Genomic DNA, 19034 nt, shown 5'->3' with positions numbered 1-19034 from the left:
AATTCACAACCTAAGGTCAACTAAGTTAAACTTATAAACTCATAAACTCACAAACTTATAAACTCAAAATACAATGGATGAACTGAATCAGAATATCAATGCTTCGGAACCTCAAGTGTCGTATACGGAAGAGAATATCCGTCACTTGAGCGATATGGAACATGTGCGTACCCGTCCGGGTATGTACATCGGACGTCTTGGCGACGGTTCGCAGGCAGAGGACGGTATTTACGTGTTGCTCAAGGAAGTGGTGGACAACAGTATTGACGAATTCAAGATGGGGGTAGGGAAGCGTATAGACATTACTCTTGATGATAATCTCAGAGTATCGGTGCGTGACTATGGCCGCGGTATTCCTTTGGGAAGTCTTGTAGATGCAGTGTCCATGCTGAATACCGGTGGTAAATATGACACCAAGGCTTTCAAGAAAAGTGTCGGACTTAACGGTGTCGGTGTAAAGGCTGTCAATGCCCTCAGTGTGAAGTTTATAGCACGCAGTGTGCGCGACGGACAGATGCGCGAGGCTGTATTCGAAAGAGGGGAGCTGATAAGTGACACTACTTCTTCCACTGACGAAGAGAACGGCACATTTATATTCTTCGAGCCGGACAATACTCTTTTCCAGAATTATCATTTCCGTCCGGAGTTTATCGAAACAATGCTCCGTAACTATACTTATCTTAATACGGGGCTGTCAATATATTACAACGGACGACGTATAGTGAGCCGTAACGGATTGGAGGATCTGCTGAACGACAATATGACATCACAAGGCATATATCCGATAGTACATCTTACGGGTGAGGACATTGAAATAGCATTCACTCACAGCCCTCAGTATGGCGAGGAGTATTATTCGTTCGTCAACGGACAGCACACCACACAGGGAGGTACGCATCAGAGTGCATTCAAGGAACACATTGCACGTACCATAAAGGAGTTCTATGGCAAGAATCTTGAGTTTCAGGACATACGTAACGGCCTGGTGGCAGCCATTGCCATAAACGTGATAGAACCTACATTCGAGAGTCAGACTAAGATTAAGCTTGGCTCATTTACTATGGCTCCTGAAAAAGATTCTGACGGCAATTCTTATCCGCTTTCCGGGGTGAGTGTGAATAAATTTGTTGGCGATTTCATAAAGGAGAATGTAGATAACTATCTCCACAAGCATCCTGATGTAGCAGAAATATTATTGCAGAAGATTCAGGAATCCGAGAAAGAGAGAAAAGCCATTGCCGGAGTAACAAAGATTGCGCGTGAAAGGGCGAAGAAAGCTAATCTTCATAACCGTAAGCTGCGTGATTGCCGTATCCACCTTAATGATGTGAAGTCTGCAAGGAAGGACGAGGATAAAGACCCGCGTCTGGAAAGTGCTATATTCATTACCGAGGGTGACTCTGCGAGTGGTTCAATAACAAAGAGCCGCGATGTGAATACTCAGGCTGTATTCAGCTTGCGAGGTAAACCGCTCAACTCTTTCGGACTTACCAAGAAGGTGGTTTATGAGAACGAGGAATTTAATCTGCTTCAGGCAGCCCTCAATATCGAGGACGGTCTGGACGGACTTAGATATAATAAGGTGATTGTGGCTACCGATGCCGATGTGGACGGTATGCACATACGCCTGCTGATGATAACTTTCTTCCTGCAGTTCTTCCCTGATTTGATAAAGAAAGGCCACGTGTATATACTCCAGACTCCTTTGTTCCGTGTAAGAAACAGAAAGAAAGGATCTTATGTGACACGTTACTGTTACACAGACGAGGAAAGACTGGCCGCAATTGAGGAACTTGAACCTAATCCGGAAATAACACGATTTAAAGGTCTTGGAGAAATATCTCCGGATGAGTTCCGCAACTTTATTGGCGAGGATATGCGTCTGGAACAGGTTACTCTGAGAAAGACTGATGCGGTGAAGGAACTTCTGGAATTCTATATGGGAAAGAATACCATGGAAAGACAGAACTTCATCATTGAGAATCTGGTGGTAGAGGAAGATGTTAATTTATAAATGAAATGAAAAAAGCAATATTCCCCGGTACCTTCGACCCGTTTACTATCGGACATTTCTCGGTAGTGAAACGTGCTCTTACTTTTATGGACGAGGTAGTGATAGGTATCGGTATAAATGATAGCAAGCGCACATGGTTTCCTACGGAGAAACGTGTGGAGATGATAAGCAGACTCTATGCGGACGAGCCGAGAATAAAGGTCGCTGCATATTCCGGACTGACAATAGACTTTGCACGTGAATGTGGAGCGCAGTTTATAGTGCGAGGCATACGCACCGTACGCGATTTTGAGTACGAAGAAACCATTGCCGACATAAACCGTAAGATGGCAGGTATAGAAACAATACTGTTGTTTACAGAGCCTGAACTGACATCGGTAAGTTCTACTATCGTACGCGAATTACTCCAGTTCGGGAAGGATGTTACTCCTTTCCTGCCTGAAGGAATGAAACTGTGATTCCCCTCTATTGTTAAGGGGCTGCATACGTTTGAAAAACGCTTCGTCATTTTAATCAAAATGAACCGTCGTTTGAACTAAAATGACGAAGCGTTTTTTTTGATACTTTTTAGGGCCTGATTCAGGTATCTGTTTTTTCGCTTTCGGATGAGGATATTTAGCCTCATTGTCTAAAATATTAAGATATGAAACTGAAACTGTTTTTTACGTTATCCTTGTTTTTGACTTCTGCCCTCATGGTTGAGGCTCAGAACAAATTATTGAACTCTCCTGCCAGAAAACTGCAGTTGGCAGAGTTCGCCATAGCCAATCTTTATGTTGATGATGTGGATGAAGACAAACTTGTGGAAGATGCAATAATCAAGATGCTTGAAGAGCTTGATCCGCATTCCACATATTCTGACCCTGAGGAGGTTAAGAAACTGAATGAACCTCTTGTGGGTAATTTCGACGGTATCGGAGTGCAGTTCAATATGGCTACCGATACTCTTTTCGTAATCCAGCCTGTGTCAGGCGGACCGTCTGAAAAGGTAGGAATCCTGGCCGGCGACCGTATCATAGAGGTAAATGACACAGTGATAGCCGGAGTAAAGATGAGTACTGAGGAGATAATGCGCCGTCTTCGCGGACCGAAAGGTACAAAAGTCAATCTGAAAGTTATGCGTCGCGGTGTGTCTGAACTTTTGCCGTTTACTGTCAAGCGCGATAAGATACCGGTATACAGCCTTGACGCTTCTTATATGATGACCAAAACTACCGGATATATCCGTATAAGCCGTTTTGCCGCTACTACGGCTGAAGAGTTTGAAGATGCACTTCACAAGCTGCAGAAGAAAGGTATGCGAAATCTTATACTCGACCTTCAGGGAAATGGAGGAGGCTATCTGAATGCTGCCATCGAAATAGCAAACCATATATTGGAAAAAGGCGAACTTATAGTCTATACGGAAGGAAAGCGTAACCCACGTACAGAGTTCAAAGCTCGTGGAAACGGAGATTTCCGCAAAGGTAAACTCGTTGTTCTGGTAGATGAATTCTCTGCTTCGGCAAGTGAAATCGTGACAGGAGCAATCCAGGACTGGGACAGAGGTATCGTTGTGGGCAGACGTACATTCGGGAAAGGACTTGTACAGAGGCCTATCGACCTTCCTGACGGTTCTATGATACGTCTGACCGTTGCACGTTATTATACTCCTTCGGGCAGATGCATACAGAAACCATACGAAAGTATAGAACAGTATAACAGAGATCTTATAGAGAGGTATAACCGAGGCGAGATGCAGAGTGCCGACAGTATTCATTTCCCGGACTCTCTGAAGACCAAGACATTGAAGAAAGGACGAATAGTATATGGTGGCGGAGGTATCATGCCTGACTATTTTGTGCCTATCGATACTACTTATTATACAGACTATTATCTTGCATTGAGAGATAAGGGGGCAATAGTTCAGCAGAATCTGAAACTTATAGACGCTCATCGCAGCGAATGGAAGGAGAAATACAAGACATTCGACCGTTTCAACAAGCGTTTTGAAGTTACGGACAAGATGCTGGACGAGCTGATAGCTCTTGGCAAGACTTTAGGGGTAGAATATAAGGAAGACGAGTATAAAACAGCCCTTCCGCTTATCAGAACACAACTGAAAGCACTCATTGCCCGCGACCTTTGGGATATGAACGAGTATTTCCAGGTTATAAATTCGATGAATGAAACAGTTCTGAAAGGACTGGAGCTGATTGAAGATTAGTTTTTATCTATTAAAGAATTATTTCCTTAATTGTTTGTAATAATGATGGAAATAGCCTAACTTTGCCAAGTCAAAGAACCGTAAATAAGAACTATTTTAGTTTTAATAATTAAATAATTTAAAATCAATCAGTTATGTGGTTAAGTAATTCATCTATTGGAAGGAAAGTGGTGATGAGCGTTACAGGTATCGCCCTTGTCCTGTTTCTGACATTTCACATGGCGATGAACCTTGTTGCATTGTTCTCAGGTGAGGCATACAACATGATTTGCGAATTCCTGGGTGCTAACTGGTACGCATTGGTTGCAACAGTAGGTTTGGCTGCCTTGTTTGTAATTCACATTATCTACGCTTTCTGGTTGACTATCCAGAACCGTGCTGCACGCGGTAGCGAACGCTATGCTGTAACAGCAAAACCAAAGAACGTAGAATGGGCTTCACAGAACATGCTTGTTCTTGGTATCATCGTTATCTTGGGATTGGCTCTTCACTTTGTCAATTTCTGGTACAAAATGCAGTTTGCTGAAATAATCGGCGACCCGATGTTGGGCGGTCTTCACGCAACAGACGGTTACGGTTACATCATGCAGACATTCTCTAATCCGGTATTCTTCGTGTTGTACCTCGTTTGGTTGGCATCTCTCTGGTTCCACCTTACTCACGGATTCTGGAGCTCTATGCAGTCATTGGGTTGGAACAACAAGACTTGGATCAACCGTTGGAAATGCATCTCTAACATCTATTCAACAATCATCGTGTTGGGATTTGCTCTTGTAGCAGTAGTATTCTTCCTGAAAAACATGATGTGTTGCGGTGCTTGCTAATTGAAAAGTGTAACTGATTAAATTAAAAACATTATGACTAAAGTTTTAGATTCTAAGATTCCTGAAGGCCCAATAGCTGAGAAATGGACTAACTATAAAGCTCACCAGAAATTGGTGAACCCGGCTAACAAACGCCGCTTGGATATCATCGTTGTAGGTACAGGTTTGGCAGGTGCTTCTGCTGCCGCTTCACTTGGTGAAATGGGATTCCGTGTATTCAACTTCTGTATCCAGGACTCTCCACGCCGTGCACACTCTATCGCTGCACAGGGTGGTATCAACGCTGCTAAGAACTATCAGAACGACGGTGACTCTGTATATCGTCTTTTCTACGATACAGTTAAAGGTGGTGACTATCGTGCTCGTGAAGCTAACGTTTACCGTCTTGCCGAAGTTTCTAACAATATTATCGACCAGTGCGTGGCACAGGGTGTTCCTTTCGCTCGTGAATACGGTGGTACACTTGCCAACCGTTCTTTCGGTGGCGCTCAGGTGTCACGTACTTTCTATGCTAAAGGTCAGACAGGTCAGCAGTTGCTTCTCGGTGCATACTCTGCATTGAGCCGTCAGGTAGGTGTAGGTACTGTTAAATTGTACACTCGCTATGAAATGCTTGACGTGGTTTTGGTTGATGGCCGTGCTCGCGGTATCATCGCCAAGAACCTTGTAACCGGTAAACTTGAACGTTTCGCTGCTCACGCAGTAGTTATCGCTACCGGTGGTTACGGTAACACTTACTTCCTTTCTACTAATGCTATGGCATGTAACGTAACAGCTGCTATGTCTTGCTACCGTAAGGGAGCTATGTTTGCTAACCCTGCTTACGTTCAGATTCACCCAACTTGTATTCCTGTACACGGTGACAAGCAGTCTAAGCTTACATTGATGTCAGAATCACTCCGTAACGACGGTCGTATCTGGGTTCCTAAGAAACTTGAAGACGCTAAAGCACTTCAGGCTGGAACTAAGAAGGGTAGCGATATCCCTGAAGAAGACCGTGACTACTATTTGGAACGCCGTTATCCTGCATTCGGTAACTTGGTTCCACGTGACGTTGCTTCACGTGCTGCGAAAGAACGTTGCGATGCTGGCTTCGGTGTAAACAACACAGGTCTTGCCGTGTTCCTTGACTTCTCTGAAAGTATCGAACGTCTTGGTCTTGACGTAGTTCTTCAGCGTTACGGTAACCTCTTCGATATGTACGAAGAAATTACTGACGTTAATCCGGGTGAACTTGCTAAAGAAATCAACGGACGCAAGTACTACAACCCGATGATGATATATCCTGCTATCCACTATACAATGGGTGGTATCTGGGTTGACTATGAACTTCAGACTACTGTTAAGGGTCTGTTCGCAATCGGTGAATGTAACTTCTCTGACCACGGTGCAAACCGTCTTGGTGCATCTGCATTGATGCAGGGTCTTGCTGACGGTTACTTCGTATTGCCATACACTATCCAGAACTACTTGTCAGACCAGATTACTGTTCCTCGCTTCTCTACAGACCTTCCTGAATTCGTTGAAGCAGAAAAATCTGTACAGGCTAAGATTGACCATTTGATGAACATCAAAGGTAAGAAGTCTGTAGATTCAATCCACAAGGAATTGGGTCGCGTAATGTGGGACTTCGTAGGTATGGGACGTACAAAAGAAGGTTTGACTAAAGGTCTTGAACGCTTGAAAGAAATCCGCAAGGAATTCGAAACAGAACTGTTTATCCCTGGAACAAAAGAAGGTATGAACATCGAGCTTGACAAGGCATTCCGTCTTGACGACTTCATCACAATGGGTCAGCTTATCGCTTACGATGCTTTGAACCGTGAAGAATCTTGTGGTGGTCACTTCCGTGAAGAGCACCAGACTGAAGAAGGTGAAGCAAAACGTGATGATGAGAACTTCTTCTATGTAGCTTGCTGGGAATACCAGGGAAGCGACGACAAGGCTCCTGTACTTTATAAGGAACCATTGGTTTACGAAGCAATCAAAGTACAGACTCGTAACTACAAGAGCTAATTGAGCTAATCTGAGACGAAGTAAAACAATTTAAAGAAAAGAAGTAAAATGGATAAAAATATATCATTTACGCTGAAAGTATGGCGTCAGAACGGACCTAAGGATAAAGGTCATTTCGATACATTCCAGATGAAAGACATTCCGGGTGATACTTCATTCCTCGAAATGCTCGATATCTTGAATGAAATGTTGATTGAAGAAGGTAAAGAACCTATAGTATTCGACCACGACTGCCGTGAAGGTATCTGCGGTATGTGCTCATTGTACATCAACGGACATCCGCACGGACCTGCAACAGGTGCTACTACTTGCCAGATTTATATGCGTCGTTTCAAAGACGGTGACACTATCACAGTTGAACCATGGCGTTCTGCAGGTTTCCCTGTAATCAAAGACTTGATGGTTGACCGTTCTGCATACGACAAGATTATGCAGGCTGGTGGTTTCGTAAGCGTATCTACAGGAGCTCCTCAGGATGCAAACGCAATCCTTATCCCTAAGACTATCGCTGACGAAGCTATGGATGCTGCTACATGTATCGGTTGTGGTGCTTGTGTAGCTGCATGTAAGAACGGTTCTGCAATGCTTTTCGTTTCTGCGAAAGTCAGCCAGTTGAACCTTCTTCCTCAGGGTAAGCCGGAAGCTTTGCGTCGTGCTAAAGCTATGTTGTCTAAGATGGACGAACTTGGTTTCGGTAACTGTACAAACACTCGTGCTTGTGAGGCTGAATGTCCTAAGTGCGTTTCTATCAGCAACATTGCTCGTCTGAACCGCGACTTCATCAAGGCTAAGTTGAAAGACTGATAATATAGAAACTCTATATTTTATAAAACTCCGGCATCATTCCGATGTCGGAGTTTTTTTGTACAAATATCAATGAAAAGTCTTTAAATGATGGCTTTTTGTGTGAAATATATATAAATGGATGTGATTTTTGTCTGAAAATTTTGCATGCCTCGCATGTAAGCCGTATATTTACACCGTGATTTTTTTCATAGTATTAGATTTAAGGTTAACAAGGTACGGGGACAAGGCGTTGTCCCCTTTTTTTATTTCCTGAAAAATTCCTGTACTGCTATTTTGTAATAGTCCTAATGTTAAAACGATGTTTAAAAAGTTAATCAAAGTTAACGGGGGGGGGTAAAATTAATATTCATTATATTTGAAACGTGAACTTTCATGTTGACATAAGTTGGACTTTGATTTTAGTGATATTATGGGGATTATTGTTTCGTTAATATTTTTTTTTATATCCAATATTTGTGCATTTAATAATATATTAAGGTTGCAAGTAATAGATTTACCTCAAGGATTATTACATAAGGCAAGCAGTTACGCCTCTTGTTCAATGTTTAGATATGGTAAAGCGCATGAGTATGCTTTTCAGCTTTTAAGTAAACCAAAGGAAATTTATGAGCCTCATAGATGGAATCTTGATAGCCAACATGTACTATTTGAAAACCGGACTTCTGATTTACTTCAATATAAACTTGAACTCGAAAAAATAGAGAACGACTTGCAGAAAAATTATCAATTAATGATATTATTTGCTGTAGTATCATTATTCTTTCTCATTATGTTCATATGGGTGTTTTATTACATCAAACGGTTAAATACAAAGATTAAGAGATTTTCGACACTTTTTGGGGAACTTAATGAAACGAAAGAACATTCAGAAGAGAATTTTATAAAGAATCTTGATGAAATGCCTCAGGAGTATAAACTCTTTGTCCAATTTGACAAGAAGGTTCGCGATGAACGTCTGTATTTGAATTATCAGATGCAGAGAGATGATTTTGCGCGACTTATGGGCGTTGATAGAAATCGTTTTGCTACAATAATAAAAGAGTATACAGGTGGTGGAAATCTGAACTCTTATCTTAATGATATGCGTCTGGAGTATTCTATATTCCTATTTAAAAATCATCCTGAGATGTCAATACAGGAAGTAGGAGAGGCGAGTGCATTGCCTAGTTCTACTACGTTTTACAGATTGTTTAAGGAAAAATATGATATCAGTCCTAAGGTGTTTAAGGAACAAATGAGATAATTCCCTTCCCATAGTGTGTAATTTATATTCCTAAAAAATCATGCCTTAATGATTTAATTTATTTAAGATGGTGTTTTGTAGCTTGACAAACTGGTAATAGTAAGTGACAAATCGGTAAATTATTCTGTGGGGTTATAGTGAGTATGTTTAATATCTTTACATATTAGTTACAATATGGGGTCGGATGAGATATTTATAAGTTTTTGTGTAAATGTAAAGATGGTAAAAAACATTGTTATTATGAGAATCCTTTTTCGATGTTTGCTTGTTTTGCTATTGGTATTGCCTTTCCACACAGAGGCGGTTTCTGCCAATTTGTTTCAGAATATTGGCTCATCTGAGGATACTGTTATAATATTTCGTTTTATTCCTAAAGACCTTATGTTTTATGATTCAAAGAAGTTAGGCTTTAGAGAATCGCTTTCCCGTGCTCTTGAATTGATTAATAGTCATAAAGATGATATCATTGCAGGTAAGGCTGTTGTGGTAATTCATGGTTATTGTACATCCTTTCCCACTTATAAGGCGAACAGGGCCGCTGCGAAGAATCGAAGTAATCAGGTAAAATCATATTTTATTACTAATTACTGGATGAAAGAACTGTATTACAAGACTCGTAATCATGTAGATACATATAATGGCAATAAAGAAATAGTGGCAGTGGTAGGTATAGAATATCTTCCGGGATTTGAACCGGTAAGAAAGAGGGAGGAACCAAAGTTCGAACCTTTGACTTCTCAGGTTTCTATTCCGGTTTCTTCTGCAATATCTGAGCCTGTATTCATAGAGAAATTTCAGCCGGGAACAGTTACTCCGGTAGAGGAACCAACGTCTCATGGATTACACTTGCCTTTCATCTTTAAGTCAAATCTTCTATATGATGCAATGCTGGCTCCATCATTGGAAATAGAGTATCTGATTAATGACCATTGGTCTGTTGGAGTGGAGACATCTATAGCATGGTGGCACAACAATAACAAGCATTGGTATTACCAGATGGCAACACTGATACCTGAATTGAGATATAGGTTCGATGCACGTAAGGATGGGCATTATCACAGTGTCGGATTTTTTGGAGGTGCCGGTTGGTATGATCTTGAGTATAAGAAGACAGGGTTTCTGGGAGAACTTTGGATGGCCGGTCTGAGTTATTCCTATACTTTTCCTATCAGAAAATATCTTGGCTTTGAAGCCGGTGCCGGTGTAGGATTCATGAGTGCAAAATATGAAGAATATTTGCCTATGGACGGACATTACGCATATCAGCGTACAAGTCGTACAAACTTCTTGGGACCGTTACGACTGAAATTTGCCTTTTTGTTTGATTTTGGAAAATGGTTTGAAACAAAGAAAGGAGGTGAAAGATGAAGCACTATATCATAATGATATTAGGCTTATTGCTAATGTTTATATTCCAGGGTTGCCGTAAGGAATTATGCTATAATCATGACGAACATTCTATGACAGTTAAACTGTATGCTTCAGCCGAATGGGAACAGGAATGGGAACGTACATATGGATATGACTGGAAGGAACTGTGGACAGCAGATTATCGTTACGAGTATGATGATTTACGTCCGAAAGTGGCAAACGGTATCAGGGTAATAGCTTATGGTGATGATGGTTATTATAGTGAATCAAATCTGCCGCCTGAGGGAGGGCGATTGCCGATACGGGAAGGCAGACATTCGGTTATGCTATATAATAATGATACTGAGTATATTGTATTCAATAATACCGCAGAGTCTTCTATGACCACAGCTACTACACGCTCTGTATCGCGTGCTACACTGAAAGAATTGCATAAAGACGAACGTACAATGAATCAGCCGGACCAACTTTATGGCTGCTATATAGACGAATGTATCGGTGAAAAGACATTGGAGAAGATTGAGATGCCGGTTACTATGCATCCTCTTACATACACATACCTTATACGATACGAGTTTGCTCATGGATTAAAATATGTAGCCCTGGCACGTGGAGCCTTGGCAGGTATGGCAGAGAAGGTTTACCTGAACGACGGTCATACCGATGGCAATGCGGCTACGATACTTTTTGATTGCGAACTTACGGATTTCGGAGCAGATGCATGTATGCAGAGTTTCGGAGTTCCGAACTATCCGGGCGACCATTATACACGAGCAGATGGAAATCCGGCATATTATACTCTTAACCTTGAGGTGCGACTGATGAATGGAAAGATTCTGACTTACGATTTTGATGTTACGGAGCAGGTAAATGCACAACCTCGTGGAGGAGTGATAACAGTGGATGGCATTGAAGTGAGTGATGAGGACGGTATGGAAGGAGCCGGTGCTTTTAATCCGGATGTCGATGGATGGGGCGATTTTATAGATATACCTCTTCCTATTAATTGAGATGAGATTTTATTATTATATTTTAAATTTTAAAACAAACTATTTATGAAGAAAAATTTGATTTTGATGGGTGTTGCGATAGCTGCATTGTCAAGTTGTACTCAGAGTGAAGTGTTGGATGTGCCTGAAAGCAAGGCTGTCAGGTTTAGCTCTTTTGTGGATAAACCTACAAGAACTGTTACAGAAGTTACCGGTCTTACTAACTTCTATGTGTTTGGTAATTTCGGAACAGATGGGAACTATGGTAATACAGCTTATAATAATGAGTCTAACGCACAGACTTACTATTGGGCAGCTGCCGAAAACAAATACAGGTTCGGTGCTTATGCAAACGGTGAAAATGGTAAATTGACATCTAATCAGGTTTCATTCTCTCCTGCAGCAGGAACTAACGGTACACTTACTTTTACAAATTATGCTCCACAGGATAATGCCGGAAAGGACTTGGTTGCCGCAATACCAACTACTTATAAAGTAACAGGTAACGAGAATGCAGATACAAAGATTAATCTAAATTTCAAGCACCTGTTAAGCCAGGTTAAGTTTACATTCAAAACTACAGATGCGGATACTTATACATTGAGAATACATGATATTAAGATTGATAATAATGCTATAAGCAAGACTAATTGTACTTTTGATGGAACAACCATTACTTGGGCTACTGATGGAGCAGAAAAGCAAGGCTATACCTACAATGAAATAGCAGATATTGCAGTTGCGACAGCCTTGGATGGTGAAGATGCTCCATACCAAGGTTCATCTGTAGAAATGGTTATTCCTCAGCCTAATACTAATAATATTAAAGTTACATTCAGTGCTACAGTTTCCGGTGGTGGCTTTGCAGAACTGAAAACCGGTAATTTTGAAGCAAACTTGGATTATGCTAAAGGTGATGTTTCAGCAACAACAGACAACACCTGGACTCCAGGATACCGCTATAACTATATAGCTACAATCAATGCAGACCAGATAGATCCAAGTCTTGAAACAAAGAAGATAAACTTCACAGCAACAGTTGAAGAGTGGAAAAATGCTAATGACACAGACAGAGGAAAATTGGGTAAGATTGGTGAGTAATTTGTTCTTCTTAGAATAAAAAACATTATAGGTTATAAGGGGTTGAATGTTCCCCTTATAGCCACTATAGATATTAACACAAAATAATAGAATGGCAATGAAAATCAGGTTATACATAATTACCGGTATGATAGGTTGCATGACCTTGCTTTCCTGTTCTACCACCACTACTGACGCTCCTGACGCTGCAGAAAGATTGATAGAGTTCGGAACATCGGTAAGCCGTGAAATTGTAGAGACCACCAAAGATATGAACTCGTTTCTTGTCTGGGGTGGATACGACGGAGAGAAAAGCAATACATTTGCGGAAGTACAGGTAAGTAAAAATCCGGCAAATGTGTGGGCCTATGAAGGTACAAGATACTGGGCATCCGAAAAAAAGTACGACTTTTATGCATTCTATCCGGCTGATATAAAACCGAAATTTAACAGCACAGACGGCTGTTTCTCCTTGTATAACTATACTTTGGGTAATGCCGACCGGGATTTGATGGCAGCAGCTGCTATAGGTTTGAACTCCGATACAGAGGCAACGAAGCCCGTACCTTTCCTTTTTCGTCACTTGCTCACTCAGGTGGATTTTGTGGTAAATGCCGACCCTGAAACTGTTAATCTCGTAGGAGAGGTTAAAATCACATCTGCAAGGTTTTACGGAATACATACAACTGCAAACTATGATGGAAGCAGCTTTAACGCAGACGATACAAGCCTTAATGGAGTATGGACTCCTGTAGGTGAGGCGGTAACACAGGATAATACACCGTTTCAAGTTACGGATTATGCACTTGTCACAACCGGTAAATCTCTGTTTAATGCTCCTTTACTCCTTTTCCCTATGCTTAAGGATGAATCTGTCTTTATGGACCTGAAATATACTATAGGCTCCGACCCTACTGTCTACAGCAAGCCATTCAATCTGTCTGTCATGACGCCGGGAGGATGGCTGTCCGGCAAGAGTTATAGATACAGGATAACTATAATAGACAATGACCATATACTGTTTGAAAAGCCAACAGTCAATCAGTGGAATACCGGTATTGGTGGTATTGTTATTGTGGAATAATAAAAATGAATGCTATGATAAAGAGGTTTGGATATTTACTTTTGGTATTATTTACTGCCGCATCATGTCGGGATATTTCTGACCTGCCGGAATATGATTTCGATGATGCTGAATATATCAACTTTGCATCACCGGAGATAACGCTTGAGACAAGAGCTGATGAAGTATCTTTGCCCGAAGGTGTAAGAAAAGGAAGTATATTGCTTTCTTCTATAAGCCCCAATTCTTCATTTGGCGTTATAGGATATTGTAGGGCGAAGATCCCGGGCTCAGAGAATATAGACAATAACTCAGGAACATCGCCATGGAGTGCAAAATCGCAGAATGTATTTCCTGAGATATTTCTAAATCAGGAGGTGACGTACGATGGCAGTGTATGCCGATATCAGTATTCAGAAACAGAAGAACCGCGTAAATGGCTGTCTGAGTCTGAGACAGGCCCTGATGTCAGTGGATTTAAATATACTTTTTTCAGCTATTATCCGAAAGATAAATTTACTGTGGAGAAACCTCGGACATTGAGTGACAAAGGTGCACCGGTTATAAAATACAGTATGCCGTTTACTTCTGATAATACATCTACAGTTTTATCGCAGTCGGACATACCGGATGTTATGCTTGATGCCAAGTATAACTTGATGAGTTACGATGGGAAGATAAGCTTCAATTACTCCCATGTACTTACAGCACTGAGTTTTACTGTAAACAATTATAGCAGCATACTTAAAGATGGAGGTGTTGTAGCTGGTAAGAATCTGATAGTAAAAAGAATCCGTTTGGAGGGAGAGTTCTGGAAATCTGTAAGAGTAGATTTCTTTTCTTCCGTAGTAGGACTTGAGTTTACGGATACATATAAAGGTACATACATTATATATGACAATCCTTCAGGAATGACAATCCCACACGATGATGTTAATTTCAAACCTGCTTTTGCAGACCAGTATATACTTCTTGTATCCGGCAAACATGTAGAAGGAGGAATGAGCTATTTAGGAAATGTTGAGGTCGTTATAGATTATGAATTTGGAGGAAAGTCTAATACATATAGAGCAGGAAGACCCGGGACATTTGTACCTGTTCCGGGCACGATGTATCAGGCACAACTCAATTTTGTCGGCGACGCCTTTGTCCTGCAATTCGTAAATGCGAATGGTGAAGCGTGGGAAGAAGGTTCGGATAGTGATATAACTTTTGAATAAACCATAGAAGCATTATAATTATGAAAACTGTCAGATGTATTTATATATTATTCTTGTTGTCGGTCATGGCCTCCTGCTATAAAGACGATTTTGGCATTACACCCGAAATTGACGGAGAAGGAATGTCATTGACTTTCCAGAGCGATAAACTATTACCTTACCAGGTTACTTCCAGAGCCTCAGACCCAAAGCTTGAAGCAGAGAAACGTATTAACAATCTTCATGTATTCTTTTTTGATGAGAAAGGCGAATATCTGAGAGGTAAATATCTTACCGGATATAATACAGAGAATGTTACAGGAGGGTATTATTCACCGTCACAGGGAGTTTCTATATTGAAGATAGACCATTCTCCCGAGGCTTTCAATAATCCTTTGTATGCCGCGAAGGCGAGGGTTATAGCTTTGGCTAATGTATACGATGGTTTCTTTGAGACTTTGGATGAGAGCTTTTGTCCCAAGAATATCAAAAATCTTACGGACTTGATATCCAAACCGTATAAACCAAAAGAACTGACACTTGACATACCTCCGTCAGGGATGCCTATGTATGGTGATACCATTCTGAATCTTACAAGAACAGACATAAACTCATTTATAATACCGATGCGCGCGCTTATGGCTCGTGTAGACCTTAAATTCTCTATTGATTCTGAACATACAGATGAGTCAAAACAGCTTCCATGTCTTCAGATGGCAGAGTGGACGGTGTGTAACAGGCCTTTGTCTGTTCCGTTTGTAGAGCCAAGTGGAAATTCGGCATCATTGGGCGATGACAAGGATGATAAGATGGTAAAGAATTCAAGTGTAATCTATAATAGAAACGGAGAATTGAATCTGTCGTTCTATATGTTTGAAAATAAAAGAGGCATAGTGGACGACACTAACTTCAAGTATCCCTCAGGTGGTGACTTTACGGATGATGACAAACAAAAGTACAAACCCCAACTCTGCGACTCACTTACAGATGGTGGGAAAGATGCCACATACGTCAAACTTCATTGTTATTATTCTACTTATAATGAAACAGGAAGTGGTAGCTCTACTTACGATGTTACATATAAATTGTATTTAGGAAAGAACCATACAAATGATTTTAATATCGAGCGTAATAAACAGTATAAAAATAATGTAACAATAAAGGGGATAACGGCTACAGATAATAATGGTGAATATAATGTTACGCTTGACACAAGGGTGCATATAGAAGACTCCAATCCGTTTTATGTGTCAATACTTCGTGAACGTAATCACGATGCGCATTTCTGTGTCACTCCTATGGATATATACATGTTTGATGACACTGGAGAGAATGATAATGTGAAGATGAAAGTGAGTGTAGAGAATCCTTCTGTAAATAAATGGTTAAGACTTGAAAAGGTTACTGCACAACAGATGCAAGCTGGTGCTGCTCCTAATGACAAATGTTATGCCTCAGGAGATGAATTCCGCTCCGGAAACGGGAAACGTTTATACTTTACTACTACATTGATGAATGAACTGCCGAGTGAGGTAACTCTTGCAACAAGTCGTGACAGGGTTTATATTTATATAGATGAGAACTTGGTTCTCTCACGACGTGACGCCAATTTGATTCTGGAATATACAGGGAAAGATGGTAAAACCGTGACAAGTAATCTGGCTATAGGGCAGTTACCGCTGATAAAAATAAATGATGGTAATGGAGATATTATATATATGGAGCAGATTGAGGAATATCTTAATCATTATGACCCTCTTGATGATTTTGATGATCAACAATTATATTCAGGGTTACCTTGGGGAACTGATGAACATTTTGAAACATTACATTGGAAAGCGTATGGTATATATAATGCTATTTGTGATCCTGAATTGATTCGATATAATGGGTATGAATATTCTGGATATATGATTCAGACAATGGGACAAGATGTCCTTAAACTTTATGAGATACCTCTATCTGCATTACAGTATTGTCATAATAGAAATAAAAGAAAGGAAGATGGAACAGTTCCATATCTGGCAGAAAAACAATGGTATGAAACATGGTGGCATATAACAGAAAATAAGACTAAGTGGTTTTTGCCTGGAATAACCGAAATGGAAAAAGCTTTGACTCAACAATATAATGTTTTCCCGGAATTTCAGAATAATTTTTATTGGAGTTGTTCAGTATCTGAAAGGGAAGGTCAAACAAGCGGTCAGGATGAAACTCGTGCACGTGCTACCAAGATTCTTCCCAATGGAAGTTATATTGAAAGTGGAGGACAAAAGCCTGAATATCCGGCAAGTGGTAGAGCAAAACGTACAGAGAAATTGCGAATTCGAGCATTTAGAATTGATTTGAGTCCTGCAGATTACTGATATTTGAACACTGTTTAAACACCATTTAAATACTGTTTAAACCTCCTCCTGACAGAACTTGTTTTTTATGTTCGGAGGAGGTTTATTGTATTTCAAAGAATGAATTAATGATACAGACTGATGTTTTAGATACTGCAAGGTTGGAAGGTCTTATGGAAGGACCTATGTTAGAGCATACACAAGGCCGTGAGGAAGAACGCAGAGAATTAGCCCGAAAATTCAAAAACTCAGGAGTACCAGTAGATATTATAGCAATGAATACAGGCCTTGGCGAAGAGGAAATAGCTGCATTGTGATAATAGGATTGGTATAGATTTCTCTATACCAATTTATACATTCCACCCGCTAAAGCACGTACTATTCCTTTCATCTCCATTTCAAAGAGTATTCCGGTTATTTTGTTTATAGGAATATTTGTGTTGACTACAAGTGTGTTTATTTGTAGCCCGTCAGGATTCTTTTCCAATTGTGACATTACGAGTTCTTCGTCTGGTGTAAGGTTGGGAAACAACTGTCGCTGTATGCCTTCGCGTGGGGTAGATGCCGGAGTATAATCCCAGTTCATTGCTTTTACCAATTCTTCTGCACTTTGCAGGAGTATGGCTCTGTTATTGCGGATTAGTGTATTGCAACCTATAGAGAATTCATCTCCTATGCGTCCTGGGAATGCAAAGCAGTCGCGGTTATAGCTTTCTGCTATATCGGCTGTAATCAGTGCTCCTCCTTTGGCTGCCGATTCCACTACTATGGTAGCATCACTCATTCCTGCAATTATCCTGTTACGTTTAATGAAGTTTTGTCTGTCAGGGTTGGTCCCACTTGGATATTCAGTTATCAGCCCGCCGTGGGTGAGCATTTCTGCTGCTGTACGTCTGTGTACGGCAGGGTAGATTCTGTCAAGACCGTGTGCCAGTACGCCAACTGTATCCATACCGTATTGAAGTGCAGCCCTATGAGCGTTGATGTCTATGCCGTAAGCCAGTCCGCTTACAATAAGTACATCCGGTAAAATCTCGTGCAATTCGTTTATAAAACGCATGCAGATATCCTTGCCATATTCTGTAGCATGACGTGTACCTACCATATTTATTATATGCAGACTGTTCAGGTCGGCAGAACCGCGATAGAATAGCAATAACGGCGCATCATCGCATTCGCGCAGACGGGACGGATAGTCTTCATCGTTCAGTGTCAGACATCTTATACTGTTTTTCTCTGCAAAACGTATTTCTGCTTCACACAGGCGCAGCACATCGCAATTGACTATTGCGTCAATAACTTTCTGTGAAACATCCGGTACAATATCTTTGAGATTTTTTACTTCGCGGAATATTCTTGTAGCCGAGCCTGCGGCCTCCATCAGACGGTGTGCACCTATCAGACCGAGTCCCGGCAGACGGGTAAGAGCCATTGTGTAAAGCAGTTCTTCGTTCATGGTATGGTTATTCGCTGAAATACGGTAAGAAGATAGTATTGAATGTTTCGCTGTCCCCCAATCTGCCGTTTATCACGCATACTGTTTCCACTGTAGCTTTGATTACCGGTTTCATATCAGGCAGGCGGAAGATGTCCTGATAGAACACGTATTTTATACCTTCCTTCTTTATATAAAGTTTAGAGATGAATTCGTCGCCACTCTTCAGCGGTGTCTTGAAAGCCATGTTCAGTCTTGCCACTACCGGGTCTATGCCTTCGTCGTGGAGGCGTGCGAAACTTACCCCAAGAGATGAAAGGAATTCGTGGCGTGTATGCTCTATATAGTGCTGGTAGTTAGCGTTGTTCACTATGCCTTGCAGGTCGCATTCATAGTCGCGTACCTTCATTTGCAGTTCGAAGATGTATTCCATTTTTAGTCT

General features: G+C 41.0%; 16 protein-coding genes. 14 read left to right on the top strand and 2 right to left on the bottom strand.

All coding sequences use genetic code 11. The annotated features are described in order from the left end of the window. The first annotated feature begins 73 nt into the window (after positions 1-73). The 14 genes from QZ379_RS00355 to QZ379_RS00290 all read left to right on the top strand — a co-directional run bounded on the left by QZ379_RS00355 (position 74) and on the right by QZ379_RS00290 (position 17474). A complete protein-coding gene (locus QZ379_RS00355) occupies positions 74-2014 on the top strand; it encodes a DNA topoisomerase IV subunit B (protein ID WP_291556814.1) in 1941 nt (646 codons plus the stop codon). Positions 2015-2019: 5 nt separating this feature from the next. After that, positions 2020-2472 (top strand): pantetheine-phosphate adenylyltransferase, encoded by a 453-nt coding sequence (gene coaD / locus QZ379_RS00350; protein ID WP_291556812.1) that lies wholly within the window; start codon positions 2020-2022, stop codon positions 2470-2472. Between the two features lie 185 nt (positions 2473-2657). Further along, positions 2658-4220 carry a S41 family peptidase gene (locus tag QZ379_RS00345; RefSeq protein WP_291556809.1) on the top strand — a complete coding sequence of 521 codons (1563 nt, stop codon included), beginning with the start codon at positions 2658-2660 and terminating at the stop codon, positions 4218-4220. Positions 4221-4354: 134 nt separating this feature from the next. Beyond that, positions 4355-5044: a succinate dehydrogenase/fumarate reductase cytochrome b subunit gene (locus tag QZ379_RS00340; protein WP_291556806.1), complete on the top strand. Its 690-nt coding sequence runs from the start codon at positions 4355-4357 to the stop codon at positions 5042-5044. A gap of 33 nt (positions 5045-5077) precedes the next feature. Next, positions 5078-7060 (top strand): fumarate reductase/succinate dehydrogenase flavoprotein subunit, encoded by a 1983-nt coding sequence (locus QZ379_RS00335; protein WP_291556803.1) that lies wholly within the window; start codon positions 5078-5080, stop codon positions 7058-7060. A 48-nt stretch (positions 7061-7108) separates the two neighbouring features. Next, on the top strand, positions 7109-7864 hold the full coding sequence (locus tag QZ379_RS00330) for a succinate dehydrogenase/fumarate reductase iron-sulfur subunit (protein WP_291556800.1): 756 nt from the start codon (positions 7109-7111) through the stop codon (positions 7862-7864). Between the two features lie 388 nt (positions 7865-8252). Continuing rightward, the gene (locus QZ379_RS00325) at positions 8253-9110 is read left to right on the top strand and encodes a hypothetical protein (protein ID WP_291556797.1); all 858 of its coding nucleotides are present in this window, start codon (positions 8253-8255) and stop codon (positions 9108-9110) included. Between the two features lie 240 nt (positions 9111-9350). Next, the gene (locus QZ379_RS00320) at positions 9351-10478 is read left to right on the top strand and encodes a DUF3575 domain-containing protein (protein WP_291556794.1); all 1128 of its coding nucleotides are present in this window, start codon (positions 9351-9353) and stop codon (positions 10476-10478) included. Beyond that, positions 10475-11491, top strand: a complete 1017-nt coding sequence (locus QZ379_RS00315) for a DUF5119 domain-containing protein (RefSeq protein ID WP_291556791.1) — start codon at positions 10475-10477, stop codon at positions 11489-11491. The genes QZ379_RS00320 and QZ379_RS00315 overlap by 4 nt, the downstream gene beginning before the upstream one ends. A gap of 45 nt (positions 11492-11536) precedes the next feature. Further along, positions 11537-12571: a fimbrillin family protein gene (locus QZ379_RS00310; protein ID WP_291556788.1), complete on the top strand. Its 1035-nt coding sequence runs from the start codon at positions 11537-11539 to the stop codon at positions 12569-12571. Between the two features lie 97 nt (positions 12572-12668). Then, positions 12669-13634: a fimbrillin family protein gene (locus QZ379_RS00305; protein ID WP_291556785.1), complete on the top strand. Its 966-nt coding sequence runs from the start codon at positions 12669-12671 to the stop codon at positions 13632-13634. Between the two features lie 14 nt (positions 13635-13648). Continuing rightward, on the top strand, positions 13649-14833 hold the full coding sequence (locus tag QZ379_RS00300) for a hypothetical protein (RefSeq protein WP_291556781.1): 1185 nt from the start codon (positions 13649-13651) through the stop codon (positions 14831-14833). Between the two features lie 65 nt (positions 14834-14898). After that, positions 14899-17178, top strand: a complete 2280-nt coding sequence (locus tag QZ379_RS00295) for a DUF4906 domain-containing protein (RefSeq protein WP_291556779.1) — start codon at positions 14899-14901, stop codon at positions 17176-17178. Between the two features lie 107 nt (positions 17179-17285). Next, the gene (locus tag QZ379_RS00290) at positions 17286-17474 is read left to right on the top strand and encodes a hypothetical protein (RefSeq protein WP_291556776.1); all 189 of its coding nucleotides are present in this window, start codon (positions 17286-17288) and stop codon (positions 17472-17474) included. A gap of 23 nt (positions 17475-17497) precedes the next feature. Here QZ379_RS00290 and dprA read toward each other — a convergent pair whose 3' ends face one another. Next, positions 17498-18613 (bottom strand): DNA-processing protein DprA, encoded by a 1116-nt coding sequence (gene dprA, locus QZ379_RS00285; RefSeq protein ID WP_291556773.1) that lies wholly within the window; start codon positions 18611-18613, stop codon positions 17498-17500. Between the two features lie 7 nt (positions 18614-18620). Further along, a complete protein-coding gene (locus QZ379_RS00280) occupies positions 18621-19025 on the bottom strand; it encodes a thioesterase family protein (RefSeq protein ID WP_291556771.1) in 405 nt (134 codons plus the stop codon). Positions 19026-19034: the final 9 nt, after the last annotated feature.

The sequence above is a fragment of the Bacteroides sp. genome, from assembly GCF_019417265.1.
Taxonomy (GTDB): domain Bacteria; phylum Bacteroidota; class Bacteroidia; order Bacteroidales; family Bacteroidaceae; genus Phocaeicola.
This window is presented reverse-complemented; position numbering and strand designations above follow the sequence as displayed.